This window comes from Bradyrhizobium sp. JHI2711, from assembly GCF_056156565.1.
Genome location: NZ_JBPZPT010000001.1, coordinates 1,116,091 through 1,132,162 on the forward strand (window position 1 = coordinate 1,116,091; position 16,072 = coordinate 1,132,162).

General features: G+C 65.0%; 18 protein-coding genes. 13 read left to right on the plus strand and 5 right to left on the minus strand.

Going from position 1 to position 16,072, the window contains the following annotated elements; genetic code table 11:
* Window positions 1-5: 5 nt before the first annotated feature.
* Both ACTEK7_RS05410 and ACTEK7_RS05415 read right to left on the minus strand, forming a co-directional pair.
* Window positions 6-602 carry a TetR/AcrR family transcriptional regulator gene (locus tag ACTEK7_RS05410; protein WP_036000737.1) on the minus strand — a complete coding sequence of 199 codons (597 nt, stop codon included), beginning with the start codon at window positions 600-602 and terminating at the stop codon, window positions 6-8.
* Window positions 603-713: 111 nt separating this feature from the next.
* Entirely contained in the window at window positions 714-1,562 is an 849-nt protein-coding gene (locus tag ACTEK7_RS05415; protein ID WP_225146649.1) for a hypothetical protein, read from the minus strand.
* Window positions 1,563-1,837: 275 nt separating this feature from the next.
* Here ACTEK7_RS05415 and ACTEK7_RS05420 point away from each other — a divergent pair, with 275 nt between their 5' ends.
* Complete coding sequence (locus ACTEK7_RS05420; protein ID WP_036022698.1) at window positions 1,838-3,088, plus strand: SAM-dependent methyltransferase; 1,251 nt, start codon at window positions 1,838-1,840, stop codon at window positions 3,086-3,088.
* Window positions 3,089-3,097: 9 nt separating this feature from the next.
* Here ACTEK7_RS05420 and ACTEK7_RS05425 read toward each other — a convergent pair whose 3' ends face one another.
* Window positions 3,098-3,409, minus strand: coding sequence for a hypothetical protein (locus ACTEK7_RS05425; protein WP_225112255.1), 312 nt, complete (start codon window positions 3,407-3,409; stop codon window positions 3,098-3,100).
* A 445-nt stretch (window positions 3,410-3,854) separates the two neighbouring features.
* On the opposite strand from ACTEK7_RS05425, the gene ACTEK7_RS05430 reads away from it, so the two are divergent.
* On the plus strand, window positions 3,855-5,360 hold the full coding sequence (locus ACTEK7_RS05430; protein WP_036000744.1) for a replicative DNA helicase: 1,506 nt from the start codon (window positions 3,855-3,857) through the stop codon (window positions 5,358-5,360).
* 54 nt (window positions 5,361-5,414) lie between these two features.
* On the plus strand, window positions 5,415-6,692 hold the full coding sequence (alr, locus tag ACTEK7_RS05435; protein WP_225146782.1) for an alanine racemase: 1,278 nt from the start codon (window positions 5,415-5,417) through the stop codon (window positions 6,690-6,692).
* Between the two features lie 11 nt (window positions 6,693-6,703).
* Here alr and ACTEK7_RS05440 read toward each other — a convergent pair whose 3' ends face one another.
* Complete coding sequence (locus ACTEK7_RS05440) at window positions 6,704-6,919, minus strand: hypothetical protein (protein WP_036022695.1); 216 nt, start codon at window positions 6,917-6,919, stop codon at window positions 6,704-6,706.
* Between the two features lie 39 nt (window positions 6,920-6,958).
* On the opposite strand from ACTEK7_RS05440, the gene ACTEK7_RS05445 reads away from it, so the two are divergent.
* The gene (locus tag ACTEK7_RS05445) at window positions 6,959-7,729 is read left to right on the plus strand and encodes an exodeoxyribonuclease III (RefSeq protein WP_225146648.1); all 771 of its coding nucleotides are present in this window, start codon (window positions 6,959-6,961) and stop codon (window positions 7,727-7,729) included.
* A gap of 176 nt (window positions 7,730-7,905) precedes the next feature.
* On the opposite strand, the gene ACTEK7_RS05450 is transcribed toward ACTEK7_RS05445, so the two are convergent.
* Window positions 7,906-8,682, minus strand: a complete 777-nt coding sequence (locus tag ACTEK7_RS05450; protein WP_225133022.1) for a potassium channel family protein — start codon at window positions 8,680-8,682, stop codon at window positions 7,906-7,908.
* 506 nt (window positions 8,683-9,188) lie between these two features.
* Between ACTEK7_RS05450 and ACTEK7_RS05455 the strand changes: the two genes are divergently transcribed.
* The 9 genes from ACTEK7_RS05455 to ACTEK7_RS05495 all read left to right on the plus strand — a co-directional run bounded on the left by ACTEK7_RS05455 (window position 9,189) and on the right by ACTEK7_RS05495 (window position 16,061).
* Entirely contained in the window at window positions 9,189-9,929 is a 741-nt protein-coding gene (locus ACTEK7_RS05455) for a FadR/GntR family transcriptional regulator (RefSeq protein ID WP_036000760.1), read from the plus strand.
* A gap of 54 nt (window positions 9,930-9,983) precedes the next feature.
* Window positions 9,984-10,883, plus strand: a complete 900-nt coding sequence (locus ACTEK7_RS05460) for an NAD(P)-dependent oxidoreductase (protein ID WP_225133021.1) — start codon at window positions 9,984-9,986, stop codon at window positions 10,881-10,883.
* Between the two features lie 10 nt (window positions 10,884-10,893).
* A complete protein-coding gene (locus ACTEK7_RS05465; RefSeq protein ID WP_225133020.1) occupies window positions 10,894-11,577 on the plus strand; it encodes an amino acid ABC transporter permease in 684 nt (227 codons plus the stop codon).
* 7 nt (window positions 11,578-11,584) lie between these two features.
* A complete protein-coding gene (locus tag ACTEK7_RS05470; protein WP_225133019.1) occupies window positions 11,585-12,253 on the plus strand; it encodes an amino acid ABC transporter permease in 669 nt (222 codons plus the stop codon).
* Between the two features lies 1 nt (window position 12,254).
* Window positions 12,255-13,013, plus strand: a complete 759-nt coding sequence (locus tag ACTEK7_RS05475; RefSeq protein WP_225146647.1) for an amino acid ABC transporter ATP-binding protein — start codon at window positions 12,255-12,257, stop codon at window positions 13,011-13,013.
* Between the two features lie 21 nt (window positions 13,014-13,034).
* The gene (locus ACTEK7_RS05480) at window positions 13,035-13,829 is read left to right on the plus strand and encodes a transporter substrate-binding domain-containing protein (RefSeq protein ID WP_036000770.1); all 795 of its coding nucleotides are present in this window, start codon (window positions 13,035-13,037) and stop codon (window positions 13,827-13,829) included.
* Window positions 13,830-13,901: 72 nt separating this feature from the next.
* The gene (gene rpiB / locus ACTEK7_RS05485) at window positions 13,902-14,348 is read left to right on the plus strand and encodes a ribose 5-phosphate isomerase B (RefSeq protein ID WP_225146646.1); all 447 of its coding nucleotides are present in this window, start codon (window positions 13,902-13,904) and stop codon (window positions 14,346-14,348) included.
* A gap of 12 nt (window positions 14,349-14,360) precedes the next feature.
* Entirely contained in the window at window positions 14,361-15,278 is a 918-nt protein-coding gene (locus ACTEK7_RS05490; RefSeq protein WP_225146645.1) for a ribokinase, read from the plus strand.
* A gap of 57 nt (window positions 15,279-15,335) precedes the next feature.
* Window positions 15,336-16,061, plus strand: coding sequence for a sulfite exporter TauE/SafE family protein (locus ACTEK7_RS05495; RefSeq protein WP_109144015.1), 726 nt, complete (start codon window positions 15,336-15,338; stop codon window positions 16,059-16,061).
* The last annotated feature ends 11 nt before the right edge of the window (window positions 16,062-16,072 follow it).

Consider the following 16,072-nt stretch of genomic DNA (forward strand, 5'->3'; position numbering starts at 1 on the left):
TCCCCTTATTGCTTGTTGATGCGATCGAACGGCCTCAGCGCACGATTGGCGCAGGCGATCAGCGTGTCCGCCTCGATGCGCGGATCGGTGCGCTCGCGACCCGACAGGAAGGCGCGGCAGAAGATCTGCGCCGGACCGATCAGCTGGCTGACGAACATCACCGGCGTCATCGGCAGAAGTTCGCCGCTTGCCACCAGCGGCGCGCGCCAGCGCTCAATGCCTTCGGCAAGCCGCGCATTCTGCGCCCGCTGGGCGTCGCGCACGTCTTCGCCCCACTCGCTGCGCGAGATCTCGAAGAGGTAGCGCGCCTCGCGCCGGCTGGTGACGACCCAGTCGAGATGCGCCCGGATCAGGCGATCGATGCCCCGCTCGGCGTCGGGGCCGGGATCGAGCGCGGCCAGTATCGCGGCGTGATAGTGCCGCAAGACCTCCAGAAACAACGCACCGGCAAGTTCTTTCTTCGAACCGAAAACGTGGAAGAAGCTGCCGTTGGAAGCCCGCGCGCGGGTGCGGATCGCAGCCACCGTAGCGGCTTCGAAGCCGACGCGGTCGAACACGGCAAGGCCGGCCGCCAACAGATCGTCTCGTACGCTCGCCGTCATGGGCGCCTCCTAGAGCAATACTCTAGAGTACTACTCTAATGACGGTCAAGACGATGCGAAGGCCGCGGATGGGCGCGGCCTTCGCATCGTCGATCGAAAGATCCGGGTGACTTAGCGCGAGATCGGCGGCACCGGCGGACCGGAGGACGCAGGCGGCGCCGGCGGCGGCGGGGCCGCAGCGGTCGCGGGCGGCGCCTGTTCCTGCGGCTTGGCCGCGGGGGCCGGCTCGGCAGGTTTCGGAGCAGCCTCTTCCACCGGCTTGGGCGCGGCCGGCTCAGCGGGCTTGGCGGCGGCTGGAGCGGCGGGCGTCACCTGCGGGACCGGATCGGGCCGCAGCGCCGGCGTCTCGCTGCGCGGCTCGACCTTGGCGCTGTCAGGCTTGACGGGCTCCGGCTTCGGCTCGGTCTTCTTGTCGTCGGTCGCCGGCGCCGCGGCATCGACCTTCGGGGCTTCCTCCGTGCCGGGCTTGGCGCGCCGCTTGCCTTTGCGTGCCTCGGGCGCAGCCTCTCCCTGCGGCTTGGCACCCTCCTCGGCCGGCCGCGCCGCACGCTTCTGGCGCGTACCCTCGGCGGCAGGAGCAGCGCCCTCGCCCTCCGGCCTCGCGGCATCCTGCGCGCGCTGGCGTCGACCCTGTTGTTCAGGCGCGGCGCCGTCCTTCTTGGCGTCCTTGGCCTGATAGCGCGTGTCGGTGGCACCGTTCGAGATCAGATAGGCGGAGAGGACGCCCGCCATATCCGAACTCGTCGTGTAGTGCTGGCGCAGGAATCCCGGCAGCGAGCCGGGCGACACGGACTTCAGCAGCCCGCGCGGGCTCTTGTGGCAGACATTGCAGGTCTGCGAGAACAGCTGCGACGGGGTCTTGCCAGCCTCGAGGTTCGTCGCCTGCGCAAGAACGGAATTAGCCGCACCGAAGCCAATCAGAAGCAACACCGTCGCGAGGCTGAGCGCTCGGCTCGACATTCCCATCATCTCCGTTGAATTTCCGCAAATGCAGCCGGCATCCGGCGCGGCGGCGGTCACCTTTTAACCGATTGAGCCGCGAATGGAAGCAGGTCCGCGCGCAAGGATGTGATTAAGCGGTTTTCGAATATCTACTTTGAACACAGTGCAACTAGCGCAGCCGGAACCGGCTCGCTAGATTTGAATGCAAACGCATAGGAACCGCTGCGGCGCCTGGGCGTCAGTTATAAAGGCCGGGTAGTCGCATCTTTCGGGTTCGCTCGAGAGGATTGCCGATGGACCGTTTGTTGCGTCGATTTCTGTCCCAATTCATCCGCCGCGGGTCGTTGACGGTGACCAGCGCGAGCGGGTCGAAGTTCACCGTCGGCGACGGCTCCGGCGAGCCGGTCGCAGTCCGCTTCGTCACTGCGGACTCCGAGCGGAGGGTCCTCGTCAATCCCGAGCTGGGGCTGGGCGAGGCCTACATGAACGGCGAGTTCGTGGTCGAGCGCGGCACCATAGCTGATGCCCTCGCGATCCTGCTCGATCAACCCGACCCATTGCCGCAGTGGGCAAAGCCGTGGTGGCACCTGCGCTACCTGACGCGGCACCTCAAGCAGTTCAATCCCCGCCCGCGCTCCCGTCAAAACGTCGCTCATCATTACGATCTCGACGGCCGGCTCTATTCGCTGTTTCTCGATGCCGACAAGCAATATAGCTGCGCCTATTTCGAGACGCCCGAGATGTCGCTGGACGACGCGCAGCTTGCCAAGAAGCGGCATATCGCGGCGAAGCTTCTCGTCAGCAATGGCCAGCGCGTGCTCGACATCGGCTCCGGCTGGGGTGGCCTCGGGCTCTATCTCGCCGAGATCGCGAGCGCCGACGTCACCGGCATCACGCTGTCGACCGAGCAGCTGGAGGTCGCCAATGCGCGCGCCGCCGAAAAGGGCCTGACGGGCTCGGCCAGATTCCAGCTCCAGGATTATCGCGACGTCGAAGGTACGTTCGACCGCATCGTCTCCGTCGGCATGTTCGAGCATGTCGGGGCGAGGTTCTACGACGCCTACTTCCAGCGCTGCGCCGAGCTGCTGAAGGAAGACGGCGTTATGCTGCTGCATTCGATCGGCCGTTCGCAGGGCCCGGATTCGACCAATCCGTGGATCGCCAAATACATCTTCCCCGGCGGCTACATTCCCGCGCTCTCGGAGGTGCTGCCGGCGATCGAGCGCGCGGGCCTGCTGGTCTGCGACATCGAGATTCTGCGCCTGCACTACGCCGAGACGCTGAAGGCCTGGCGCGAGCGGTTCATGGCGCGGCGCGAGGAAGCCGTGCAGCTCTACGACGAGCGCTTCGCCTTGATGTGGGAATTTTACCTCGCGGCCTGCGAGATGACGTTCCGCAAGCAAGCCATGATGAACTTCCAGATCCAGATCACCCGTCGCCAGGGCGTGGTGCCGATGACCCGCGACTATATCCCGCAGGAAGAAGCCCGGCTGCGGGCCCGGGAGGGCGCGGCCATGCCGAAGCTCAAGCTGGCTGGTGAATAGGTCCGGATCCTAGTGACGCAGGGTCGAAATCCCGGACGTCCGGAAAGACGCCGTTAACGCCAATTGCGCCCGCAATTCCAGCAGGATTTCGGGGGCGACCGGCTGGCGACGTACCTCGGGCCGCTCCGCGTGCTTCATAGCCGCGATCAGCCCCGACAGCCAAAGCCGGCTGCCTGCCTCGCTGCGCCAGTTCTGGTGCTGCCGTTCTGGCTGCATCGCTCGCCTCGTATCCCTGTTGGCGGGGAATGAGATAATCCCCTGCCCATCCGCCTGTTCCGACATGACACCCGAAAGAATCCGGGGAGATGTGATCTGGTTCACAGAAGTCTGGTCGGGCCTGGCTTAGACCGTCGCCATGAGCAAAGAGACCCAAACCTCATTCGACGTGCAGGACGACCTCCGCACCGATTACGCCCTGATCGTCACCGGCGTTGGGGCGGCTCTGGTTGCGCTGGTCTACCTCCTGCTGGTCTGAAGCCGAGCCGAATCGGTCAGCGTGCGTCATTTTGCGCGCCTCTCGGTAGGTCTGCGCGTCAGCCCCCAGGGTTCACGGGTTTCAGGATTTTTCCGCGGCGCGATCACAGCCCTCTGCGCCGAGCGAGCTCCGCCAAAATCCAGTCAAGCGCGGCGCGTGCTGCGACTGCTAATCATCCACCATTTTAACTGAGCGGTTGATAGCGGTCAGCTTTTGCTTCCGCTTTGACCTGCGGCGGCGCTTTATCCCGGCCCCGCATCCGCCCAAGAAAATTGCTAAGCACGTCCGACCATGGCACTGACTGATTCGAACGTTCTCAAACTCGCGCCCGATGCCGGAACTCCCGCCTATCGGAGCGCACCGCACAATATCGAGGCGGAACAGAGCCTTCTGGGCGCAATCCTGGTCAACAACGACGCCTTCTACCGCGTCTCCGACTTCCTGGAGGCCAAGCACTTCTTCGAGCCGCTGCACCAGACCATCTTCGAGACCGCCGGCAGCCTGATCCGGATGGGCAAGATCGCCACCCCGGTCACGCTGAAGACGTTCCTGCCGGCCGATACCGACGTCGGCGGCATGACCATCGGACAATACCTGGCGCGGCTTGCGGCCGAAGCCACCACCATCATCAACGCCCAGGACTATGGCCGCACCATCTACGATCTGTCGTTGCGCCGCGACCTGATCGGCATCGGCGAGGACATGGTCAACGTCGCCTATGACGCCCCGGTCGACTTCCAACCGCGGGCGCAGATCGAGGATGCCGAGCGAAAGCTGTACGAGCTCGCCGAGTCCGGCCGTTATGACGGAGGCTTCCAGAAATTCTCGCAGGCCCTCACCGTCGCGGTCGATCTCGCGGCCAAGGCATTCCAGCGCGACGGCAAGCTGTCAGGCATTTCGACGGGCCTGCGCGACCTCGACACCAAGATGGGCGGCCTGCAGCATTCCGACCTCATCATCGTCGCGGGACGCCCCGGCATGGGCAAGACGTCGCTGGCGACCAACATCGCCTACAACGTCGCGCAGGCCTACGTGCCGGAGCTTCAGGCCGACGGCACCATGAAGGCCGCCAATGGCGGCGTGATCGGCTTCTTCTCCTGCGAAATGTCGGCCGACCAGCTCGCCACGCGTATCGTGGCCGAGCGCACCGGCATTCCCTCCTCCCACATCCGCCGCGGCGGCATCACGGAAGCCGATTTCGAGAAGATCCGGCAGGTCTCGATCGAGCTGCAGTCGCTGCCGTTCTACGTCGACGCCACCGGCGGCCTCTCTATCGCGCAGCTGATGGCGCGCGCGCGCCGACTCAAGCGCCAGAAGGGCCTCGATCTCCTGGTGATCGACTACATCCAGCTGCTCTCGGGCTCGGGCAAGCGCGCCAGCGACAGTCGCGTGCAGGAAATCACGGAGATCACGACCAGCCTGAAGGCGCTGGCCAAGGAGCTCAACGTTCCCGTGATCGCGCTGTCGCAGCTCTCGCGTCAGGTGGAATCGCGCGACGACAAGCGGCCGCAGCTGTCGGACTTGCGTGAATCGGGCTCGATCGAGCAGGACGCCGACGTCGTGCTGTTCGTGTTCCGCGAGGAATATTACCTCGCCATGAAGGAGCCGCGCCCCGGCACCGAAGAGCATGCCAAATGGCAGGCCGACATGGAACGTACCGTGGGGCGCGCCGAAGTCATCATCGGCAAGCAGCGCCACGGTCCGACCGGCACCGTCGAGCTGCACTTCGATGCCTCGGTCACGCGCTTCGGCGACCTCGCGCATGACGGCCAGCTGCCGGACCGCAGCGACTACTAGATTGTTCCCCGGGTTGAACGGGGCCGGTCTCTTGCGTAAAACGACGCCATGACAATGGCATCCGCCCCGAAATCAATCCCGCAATCCGGCCCACTCTCCCCGGAGGCCAACCAGGCTGCCGCGCTCGCCGCCTTCGGCGGCGTGCTGACCGTCGATCTCGATGCGATCATCGCCAATTGGCGCAAGCTCGAGAAGACCGCGGTGCCGGCCGAATGTTCGGCGGTGATCAAGGCCGACGCCTATGGCTGCGGCGCCGAGCAGGTGTCGCGCGCCCTGAGCAAGGCCGGTTGCAAGACCTTCTTCGTCGCCACCATCGAGGAAGCGCGCAAGGTGCGCGCCGCCGTTCCGGAGCCCACGATCTACGTGCTCGGCGGCTATTTCCAGAACACCGGCGAGCACTACGCCAAGATCAATTGCCGTCCGGTGATCGGCGATCTCAACGAGCTCGCCGAATGGGACGTGTTCTGCCGCCGCACCGGCTGGAACGGGGGCGCCGCTGTTCACATCGACACCGGCATGAACCGGCTCGGGCTGACGCTGTCGGAGGCGCAGGCCATCATCCCCCGCATCAACGCCGGCGATCACGGCATCACGCTGGTGATGAGCCATCTGGTCTCGGCCGAGCAGCTCAACAGCCCGATCAATGCCAGACAGCTCGCGACCTTCCGCAGCATCGCCAGTGAGTTCACAGGCGTGCCGGCGGCGCTCGCCAACTCCTCCGGCATCTTCCTCGGCGCGCCCTTCCATTTCGACCTGGTGCGCCCGGGAGCTGCGCTCTACGGCGTCAACCCGACGCCGGAGGCCGACAATCCCATGCAGCAGGTGGTCGACCTCAAGGCGCGCATCGTGCAGATCCGCACCATCGATCGCGGCGAGACCGTCGGCTATGGCGGCACCTGGACCGCGCGGCGGCCGACGAAACTGGCGATCATCGCAGTCGGCTATGCCGACGGCTATTTCCGCGCCGCCAGCTCCAATGACGGCACCCGCGGCGCCGATGTCATCGTGGCGGGCAAGCGCTGCCCTGTCGCGGGCCGCATCTCCATGGACCTGATCGCGATCGACGTCACCGATCTGCCGCCGAACGCGGTGCGGCGCGGCCACATGGTGACGCTGCTCGGCGAAGGCATCACCGTCGACGAGCTCGCGCACCATTTCGGCACGATCGGCTATGAGGTGCTGACCAGCCTCGGCCGCCGCTATGCCCGCGTCTACAAGGGTGGCAATGTCGAGGAGCCGCTGACGAAGCCGGAGCCCGCCTCGAACGCCGGGCAGCCGCCTTCCCCACCGTCGATCGAACAGCCGTCGGCGTTGCCGCCGCTGCCAAGTTAAACCACCCGCACCTACTTCTTCTTTCTGCTGTCCAGCGCCGTCTTGCAGGTGGCGCTGAGCTGGTCGCGCTTGGCGTTGAGACAGGCGACGATGCCGCCACCCGGCGCGATGCCGGCGCAGAATTTGTCGTAGTCAGCCTTGCACGCGCCGCGCGTTTCGGCTGACTGTGCCGTGGCCCCGGAGAACGCGACGACGAAGGCGGTAGCGGCAAAGCTCAGTTTGGACATTGTATCTCCGGGGACGAAAGGCAGAGCCGGTAGCTCTAGATGAAGATCGCGACATTCAACATCAACAACATCAATCGCCGCCTGCCCAATCTGTTGGCATGGCTGCGCGCTGCGAAGCCCGATGTCGTTGCGCTTCAGGAGTTGAAGGCAAGTGATGGCGAATTTCCGGCGGACGCCATCGAAAGGGCCGGCTATGGCGCGGTGTGGCGTGGACAAAAGACCTGGAACGGCGTCGCCATCCTCGCCCGCAACGCCGAGCCCGTGCTGACGCGCGACCGCTTGCCGGGAAAGCCTGCCGATCTCGAAGCGCGCTACATCGAGGCCGCCGTACGCGGCGTCATCGTCACCAGCATCTATCTGCCCAACGGCAATCCGCAGCCGGGACCGAAATTCGACTACAAGCTCGACTGGTTCGCGCGGCTGCGGCGCCACGCCAACACCTTCATCAAGCAGGACCTGCCGGTGGTGCTCGCCGGCGACTACAACGTCGCGCCCACCGAGATCGACATCTATCCGACGCGCTCATGGGACAAGGATGCGCTGATCCAGCCGAAGAGCCGCGCAGCCTTTGCCGCGCTGGTCGAGCAAGGCTGGTGCGACGCGATCCGCGAGCTGCATCCGGACGAGCGCATCTACACGTTCTGGGACTACAAGCGGAACCGCTGGCCACGCGATGCGGGCCTGCGGCTCGACCATCTCCTGCTCAGCCCTGCCCTCGCCCCGCGCCTCGCCAAAGCCGGCGTCGACAAGAAGATCCGCGGCGAGGACGGCGCCAGCGATCACGCGCCGGCGTGGGTGGTGCTGCGGTGACCCAAACGCAGTCAGCAGCGGGCCGCCCGATAAAACCTGAAAAACAACCCCATGCACAGTAGCTGGCCCCAGTCCGCTCAATGACTTACGGGTAAACCGAAATCAAGGTTGATCCGTCGGGCAAAACACTGGCATGATGTCACCATCGAAGGCGTCCACGTGGCGCCGAGGGCTCTTCAGATCGCCCCTTCATCGGGAATGTTGAGGACGGTGCCGCAAGCCTTGCAATGCACCGCGTCGGCATCGTGCCTCTGGAGCCCGCACGTCGGGCATGGAAACCGCACCTTGTGGGGACTGAGGAGCGCGCGGGCGAGATTGAAGAACAGCGTCACGCCGAAAATCATGATCACGACGGTGATCAGACGACCGAACGTACCCGCCAGCGTGATGTCGCCGAAGCCGGTCGTCGTCAGCGCCGTGACGGTGAAGTACAGGGCATCGGCATAGTTCCGGATCTCGTCGTTGCGAAACTTCTGGGTCTCGTAAACGATCCCGGTCATGACGAAGATGAAAACGGCGAGGTTCGTGACGGCGAAGATGACCTCTTCGTTGCGACGAAAGAACGGGGAATCGATGCGCAGCCTCACCAGCATCTGGTAGTCGCGAAGCAGGCCCAACGTCCGCAGAATCCGGAGAAAGCCGCCCGCCTCGCCGGCAAGCGGCGCCAGGAAGGATACGATCGCGACCATGTCAGCCCAGGTCGCGAGCTGGGTGAATTTTTGAAACGGATGCTGATCGACCAGGAGCCGGGCGGAGAAATCGGCAAGCAGAATAACGCCGAACAGGACGTCGAGCGTCTCGACGATGTCACTGGGCGGCAGGAACGAGGTCGCAATAATGAACAGCACCGTCACGATATCGAAGATGAGCAGCGCATAACGGAAGCGCACGCCGTCCGGCGTTGCGCCCTCGTAAAGGAGTCGGACATTGCTTCTGAGAGACGTGAGGGTCACTGCACCATGATCGCGGTTTGCACGGATGATGGCAACTCGGAGCGTGTGCCGCAACCGACGACGTCTGTATAGCTAGAGTGGGCCTCGCGATTAGGAACCCGGACCGCGACGCGGTGTTGAGCTCTCTTTGGGGGCTGAATGCTCAAACCCGACGATTGTCGCAAGCTTGCGGAGCAATATCGAACGCGCGCGAATGATGCCACATCGGCGAAGCGCCTCGCCAATGTGCTTCTGAGCGTTTGCAACGCCTATCTCGCTCTGGCGAGCCAACTGGAGCTCCTTGCGTCCGTCGAAGATCAGGAGCACGCGAGGAGAGCCGGTCGGAACGTTCAAGGCTGAGCCGTCAGACGAAAGATGCAAACCGAGCCGGCGGCGGCGCCATGAAGCCTCCTCATTGCGGTGCCCCGCGATCGAGTTCGCCCCGCTGATCCCTCGGAGCGAAGCCTCTTGACCTCCGCGGCCTGGTAAGCATACTGGTCTGACCACGATCAGACCAAGAGACGGGGATGGAGTTCAAGCGAGCCGCCGACGGCGAAAAGGGGTTCGAGAAGGTGTTTGCCTTCCTGCGCGAGCGCCTGCTTACCGGCTCGCTCAGGCCGGGCGACCGCCTGATTTCGGAGCGCGAGCTCGCCACCCTGCTCGGGGTCAGCCGGCCAATCGTCCGCGAGGCGCTGCGCGCCCTCACCGTCCTCGGGATCGTCGAGATCCGCGACCGCATCGGCACCGTCGTGACGCGGCCAGATGTCTCGGTGCTGAACGACTTCTTCACCTTCGCCCTCGCCCAGCAGGCCGACATGCTCGAGGACGTCATGCAGGCGCGCGTCGCGATCGAATGCCAGGCGATCCGGCTCGCCTGCGAGCGCGCCAACATCGCCGATTTCGAACGGCTGCAGCGCGCGCTGACGAAGATCGGCGAGACCATCGACGAAGCCGATGCCGGCGGCATGGCGGATTTCGACTTCCACCGCGCGATCGTCGTCGCCTCACATTCGGAGACGCTGAGCGTGCTGCACGCCTCCATGGCGGGCCTGTTGACACATTCGCATCGCAGCCGCCGCGAGCTGGTGCAGGCCTTCCCGTCGATGAAGACCTACCTTGTCGACGATCACCGCCGCATCTTCGAAGCCCTCATTGCGCGCGATCCCGAGCGCGCGGATGCGACGCTGCGCAAGCATTTCGCCATCGGTGACGAATACCGCAGACGCGCCGTCGTCGGCGACATCGACAAGACCAGTGCCTCGGGCTGATCGCGCACAGCCCTTCAATCAAGACGCCGATTAAACAAGAAACGGACTGACGACATGGGACGGAACGGCAAGGGCAAGGTCGGCTTCATCGGCATCGGCACGATGGGCCGGGAGATGGTGCGCAACCTGCAGGCGGCGGGCCACGCGGTCCGCGTCTTCGATCTGAACGAAGCCGCGCTGGCCGACAGCGTCAAGGAAGGCGCGACGCGTGCCAAAAGCCCTGCCGATGCCGCGCAAGGCACCGATATCGTCATCACCATGCTGCCCGACACGCCGCACGTCGAGGCGACGATCTACGGCGAGCAGGGCCTGCTGAATTCCCCGCCGCCGGGCAAGCTGATCGTCGACATGAGCACGATCTCGCCGGTCGCCGTCCGCCGCATCCATTCGGACCTGCAGAAGACAGGCGTCGGCTTCATCGACGCGCCGGTCTCCGGCGGGCCGGTGGGCGCCAGGAGCGCCGCGCTCTCGATCATGGCCGGCGGCGATGCGGACACGTTCGCCAAGGCCGAGCCGTTCTTCCGCGCGATGGGCACGACCATCACCCATGTCGGCGCATCCGGCGCCGGCCAGACCGTCAAGCTCTGCAATCAGCTGATCTGCGGCATCAACATCCAGGCGATCTGCGAGGCGCTCGCGCTCGGCCGCGCTTCGGGCCTCGATCTCAACCTGCTCCGCCGGGTGCTGCTCGGCGGCTCCGCCGCTTCCTGGATGCTGGACAAGCTCGGCCCCGCGATGATCGCCGGCGACGTTTCCGCGGGCTTCCGGATCGATCTGCAGCTCAAAGACCTTCGCCTGGTGCAGGAGCACGCACAGGCCCTGAACGTGCCCCTGCCTGGCACCGCGCTCGTCACCAGCCAATATGTCGACGCGCGCGCCCATGGCGAAGGCAGCAACGGCAACCAGGCGCTGTTCCGCGTCTATGACCGCATGACCAACCAGACCACCGGCTGACCCTGGAACGATGAGCCTCCAACTCGACTTTCCCGCAGTGCTGGAGCGTTGGCCGAGCTTTCTGGCCGGTGCCGTCCTCACGCTTGAGTTGGCATTCTTCGCGACCGTGCTAGGCGCTATGCTCGGCACGCTCGCGGCGGTCGGACGCGGCACGCACAATTCGCTGATTGCAGGTGCCTGCAAAGTCTATGTCGAGACCATCCGCAACACCCCGCTGCTGGTGCAGATCTTCCTGGTCTATTTCGGCCTCGCCAGCCTCGGCCTGAAATACTCCGCCTTCACGGTGGCGGTGGCGGCGCTGACCATCAATGTCGGCGCCTATACCGCTGAGATCATGCGGGCCGGCTTCGAGGCGATCCCGCGCGGGCAGATCGAGGCCGCCGAGGGGCTGGCGCTGTCGCGCTTCCAGATCTACTGGCACATCATCCTGCTGCCGGCGGTCGAGAAGGTCTATCCTGCGCTCACCAGCCAGTTCGTGCTCCTGATGCTGGCCTCCTCGGTCTGCTCGCAGATCTCGGCCGAGGAGCTCACCGCGATCGCCAACTACATCCAGTCGGACACCTATCGCGCGTTCGAGACCTACATCATCGTCGCCGTGCTCTACGTCATCCTGTCGCTGGTGATGCGTGCCGGCTTCTGGGGCCTCGGCCTCCTCCTGTTTCCGCGCCGTCGCCGGCTCGGCACGCCGTTGTGAGATGACCATGGGCGGACATCTCAACGTCAATCACCTGATGTTCCTCGGCCAGGGCGCGCTGTGGACCATTGGTCTGTCGCTGATCGCGCTGATCGGCGGCGGCATCGTCGGCTTCGTGATCGCGCTGGCGCGCATCTCGCCGCTGAAATCGGTGCGGCTCGCCAGTGCGATCTATGTCCAGTTGATCCAGGGCACGCCGCTGCTCGTCATCCTGTTCCTCGGCTATTTCGGTCTTGCCGCGATCGGCCTGAAGGTCTCGCCGCTGGTCGCGGCCGGTGCCTCGCTGACGCTCTACGTCGCGGCCTATCTCGGCGAGATCTGGCGCGGCTGCATCCAGTCTGTGCCGAAGCCGCAATGGGAAGCCGCCGAGGGCCTGGCGCTGAGCCGCACCCAGCGCATGGTCAAGGTGATCCTGCCGCAGGCGATCCGCATCGCGACGCCGCCGACCGTCGGCTTCATGGTGCAGATCATCAAGAACACCTCGCTCGCGTCCGTGGTCGGCTTCGTCGAGCTGATGCGCTCAGGCCAGATCGTCAACAACTCGCTGTTCGAACCGTTCGCCATCTACGCCATCATCGCCGTCACCTACTTCGCCATGTGCTATCCCCTGTCGCTGTTCAGCCAGAGGCTGGAACGGCAGATGGGTCGTGGCAGGTCCAACCTCGCGCCAGCCTGACATGCAGCAAAACGCCCCCTCCTCCGAACCGATCGTGTCGCTCCACAACGTGCAGAAGAGCTTTGGCGCGCTCCGCGTGCTCGACGGCGTCTCCTTTGCCGTTGCACGTGGCGAGGTGCTCGCCCTGATCGGCCGCTCCGGCTCCGGCAAGAGCACGGCGCTGCGCTGCATCGACCGCTTCGAGAAGGTCGACGGCGGCGAGATCTTAGTCTGCGGGCATCGCGTCGACCGTCCCGACGTGAACTTGCGTGCGCTACGCCAGGACGTCGGCATCGTGTTCCAGAGCTACAATCTGTTTCCGCACCTCACCATCGAGCAGAACATCATGCTCGCGCCCTGCGCGGTGAAGGGCATGGCGACGTCGCAGGCCAAGGATCTCGCACGAAAAGTTCTGGCGCAGGTCGGGCTGGATGAAAAGCTGCACGCCTATCCCGAGCAGCTCTCGGGCGGCCAGCAGCAGCGCGCCGCAATCGCCCGCTCGCTCGCCATGCAGCCGAAGGTGATGCTGTTCGACGAGGTCACCTCCGCGCTCGATCCCGAACTCACCGGCGAAGTGCTGAAGGTGATCGAACAGCTCGCGGCTGACGGCATGACCATGGTGATGGTTACCCACGAAATGGGCTTCGCCAAGGGCATCGCCGACCGGATCGTGTTCATGCATCGCGGCAAGGTCCACGAGACCGGACCTGCCTCGATCCTGACGTCGCCGACCACGCCCGAACTCACGCAATTCGTGGGGACGGGGAACCTAAAATCATAACAGGGAGAGGAGAACCAAGGGATGACCAACAGAATGGTGCTGGGGACTGCCGCCGCGTTGTGCGGTCTCATCATGATGGCGGCAACGCCCGCGTCGGCCGATCTGCTCGACGACATCATGAAGGCGAAGAAGATCCGCATATCGACCGACCTCGCCATCCCGCCCTCGGGCATGATGGATTCCACCATGAAGCCGACGGGCTCCGATGTCGAAGTGGCGCAGATGCTCGCCAAGGATTGGGGCCTCGAGCTGGAATTCATCCAGACCACCGGTGCGACCCGCATCCCGAACGTCCTGACCGGCAAGGCCGACATCATCATCTCGACCCTGTCGGTGACGGCCGAGCGTGCCAAGGTGATCGACTTCACCAAGCGCTATGCGACGCTGCAATCCGACGTCGGCTGCCTGAAATCGTCGACCGTGAAGGACTGGCCGGACCTGAAGGACAAGTCGATCGGCGTCTCGCGCGGCACCACGCAGGACACAACCTTGTCCAACATGAAGGACAAGGACCTCAAGATCGCACGCTATGACGACGATGCCACCATGGTGACGGCGGCGGTGTCGGGCCAGGTCGACTGCGTCGGCTCGTCCGCGACAATCATCAACCAGATCGGCGTGAAGAATCCCTCGCGCGTGTTCGAGTCCCGGATTCCGCTGGCGACCTTCGACCTCGCGATCGGCCTGAAGAAGGGTGAGCAGCCGCTGATGGACAAGCTCAACGCCTGGATCACCGACAACGTCAAGAACGGCAAGCTCAACGCCATCTACAAGAAATTCCACGGCGTCGATCTGCCGGCGGACATGCGCAGCTGAACCACGGGGAAAGACATCGTGACAGCCGCGCGCGGCTGTCACGATCAATGCAAAGATCAAGAAGGACAAAGAATGCGTCTCGTCATCGGATCCGACCACGCCGGCTGGCCGCTCAAACAGACCGTCATCAACCACATCCGCAGGCTCGGCCACGAGGTCATCGATGTCGGCTCCTATGACGACAAGCCGGTGGATTTCCCTGACATCGCCCGCGCCGTGGCGGCGAAGGTGACGTCGGGCGAAGCCGCGCGCGGCATCATGGTGTGCGGCACCGGCGTTGGCGCCTCGATCGCCGCCAACAAGATGAAGGGCATCCGCGCCGCGGTCTGCCACGACGTCCACTCCGCGCATCAGAGCGTCGAGCATGACGACGTCAACGTCATGTGCATCGGCGCGCAGATCGTCGGCGCCTGGCTCGCTGTCGATCTCGTGTCGTCGTACCTGTCCGCCGAATTCTCCACCGACGAGGATTTCCGCCGCCGCGTCGAGAAGCTGCGCGTCATGGACGAGGAAGGCTGAGGGCTCTCCGCCATGATCCTGGTGTTCGGATCGCTCAACATCGATCTGGTCGCGCAGGTTCCGGTGATTCCAGGTCCCGGCCGAACGGTGCTGGCGCCGTCCTACCGGACGCATTTCGGCGGCAAGGGTGCCAATCAGGCCGTTGCCGCCGCGCGGATCGCCGGGCCTGGACGCGTGAGCATGGCTGGCCGCGTCGGCCGAGACGGATTTGGCGACAGCGCGATCGAGAACCTCAGAGCCAACGGCGTCGACGCCGACGGCGTCATCAGAGCCGACGAGCCGACCGGCTGCGCTTTCATCACCGTCGATCAGGCCGGCGAGAACGCAATCACGGTGGCGAGCGGCGCCAACATGACGGCGCGTGCCGGCGATCTTGCGAGCGAGCTGTTCAATTTGGACACCGTGCTAGTGCTTCAGATGGAGGTGCCCTTTGCGCACGCGCTGGAAGCTGCCCGAAGAACCGCCGCGGCCTCCGGCACCGTCATCTGGAACCTTGCACCCGTTCCGGAGCAGATGACGCGTGAGATGGTCACGGAGCTTCTCGCCGTCACCGACTATCTCCTCGTCAACGAGCACGAGGCGCGCGACGCCGCCACCGCCATCGGTCTGGAGTCCGCCGACTACGAAGCCGCAAGCGCCGGACTCGCGAAGTCCGGCAACCTCACCTGCATTGTCACCGCCGGCGCACAAGGCGCGCTCGCCGTGACGGCGGAAGGCACCCGCCTGCGGGCGCCCGCCCAGCGCATCACGCCGGTGGACACGACCGGCGCCGGCGACACCTTCGTCGGCGCCTTTGCGGCGATGATCAGCGAAGGCGTGTCGCTGCAACGCGCGCTCGAAGTGAGTTGCGAAGCGGCGGCTTTGAAATGCCTCAAGGCCGGCGCCCAGACCGGCATGCCCATGCGCAGCGCGATGGGCTCCCTCGCGTAGGACCGATCGCCCGCATCGCTGCCCGCGGCTAAACTCTCCCGATTCCTGGAGGCTGTTTTGGCCTTTCTCTTCGTCCTCGCCGTCGGCCTCGTCGCCGGCACCATCTCCGGCATCGTCGGCACCGGCTCGTCGATCATGCTGATGCCGGTGCTGGTCTATGCCTATGGGCCGAAGGAGGCCGTGCCGATCATGGCGGTGGCCTCCGTCATGGCGAATTTTTCGCGGATCCTGGCCTGGTGGCGCGAGGTCGATTGGCGGGCCTGCGCGGCCTATTCGGTCACGGGCATCCCGGCGGCGGCGCTCGGCGCGCGGACGCTGCTGGCACTGCCCTCGCATGCCGTCGATCTCACCATCGGCCTCTTCCTGATCGCGATGGTGCCGGTGCGGCACTTTCTGGCGCGGCACGAGCTCAAGGCCAATCTCTGGCATCTCGCCATCGGCGGCGCGCTGATCGGCTATCTCACTGGCATCGTGGTCTCGACCGGGCCGCTCAGCGTGCCGTTGTTCCTGTTCTATGGCCTGTCCAAGGGCGCGTTCCTCGCCACCGAAGCGGCCTCCTCGCTCGGGCTCTATTTCGCGAAGTCGGTGACTTTCGAGCGTTTCGGCGCCCTGACCGGGGAGGTCTTCATCAAGGGTCTGATCGCGGGCGCCTCACTGATGTCGGGCGCCTTCATCGCCAAACGCTTCGTGCTGCATCTGAGGCCGGAAACCTTCCGCCTGCTGATGGACGCGATCATGATCGCGGCGGGGCTCTCGATGCTCTGGACCGCAACGCAGCCGTGACCCAGCCGCTA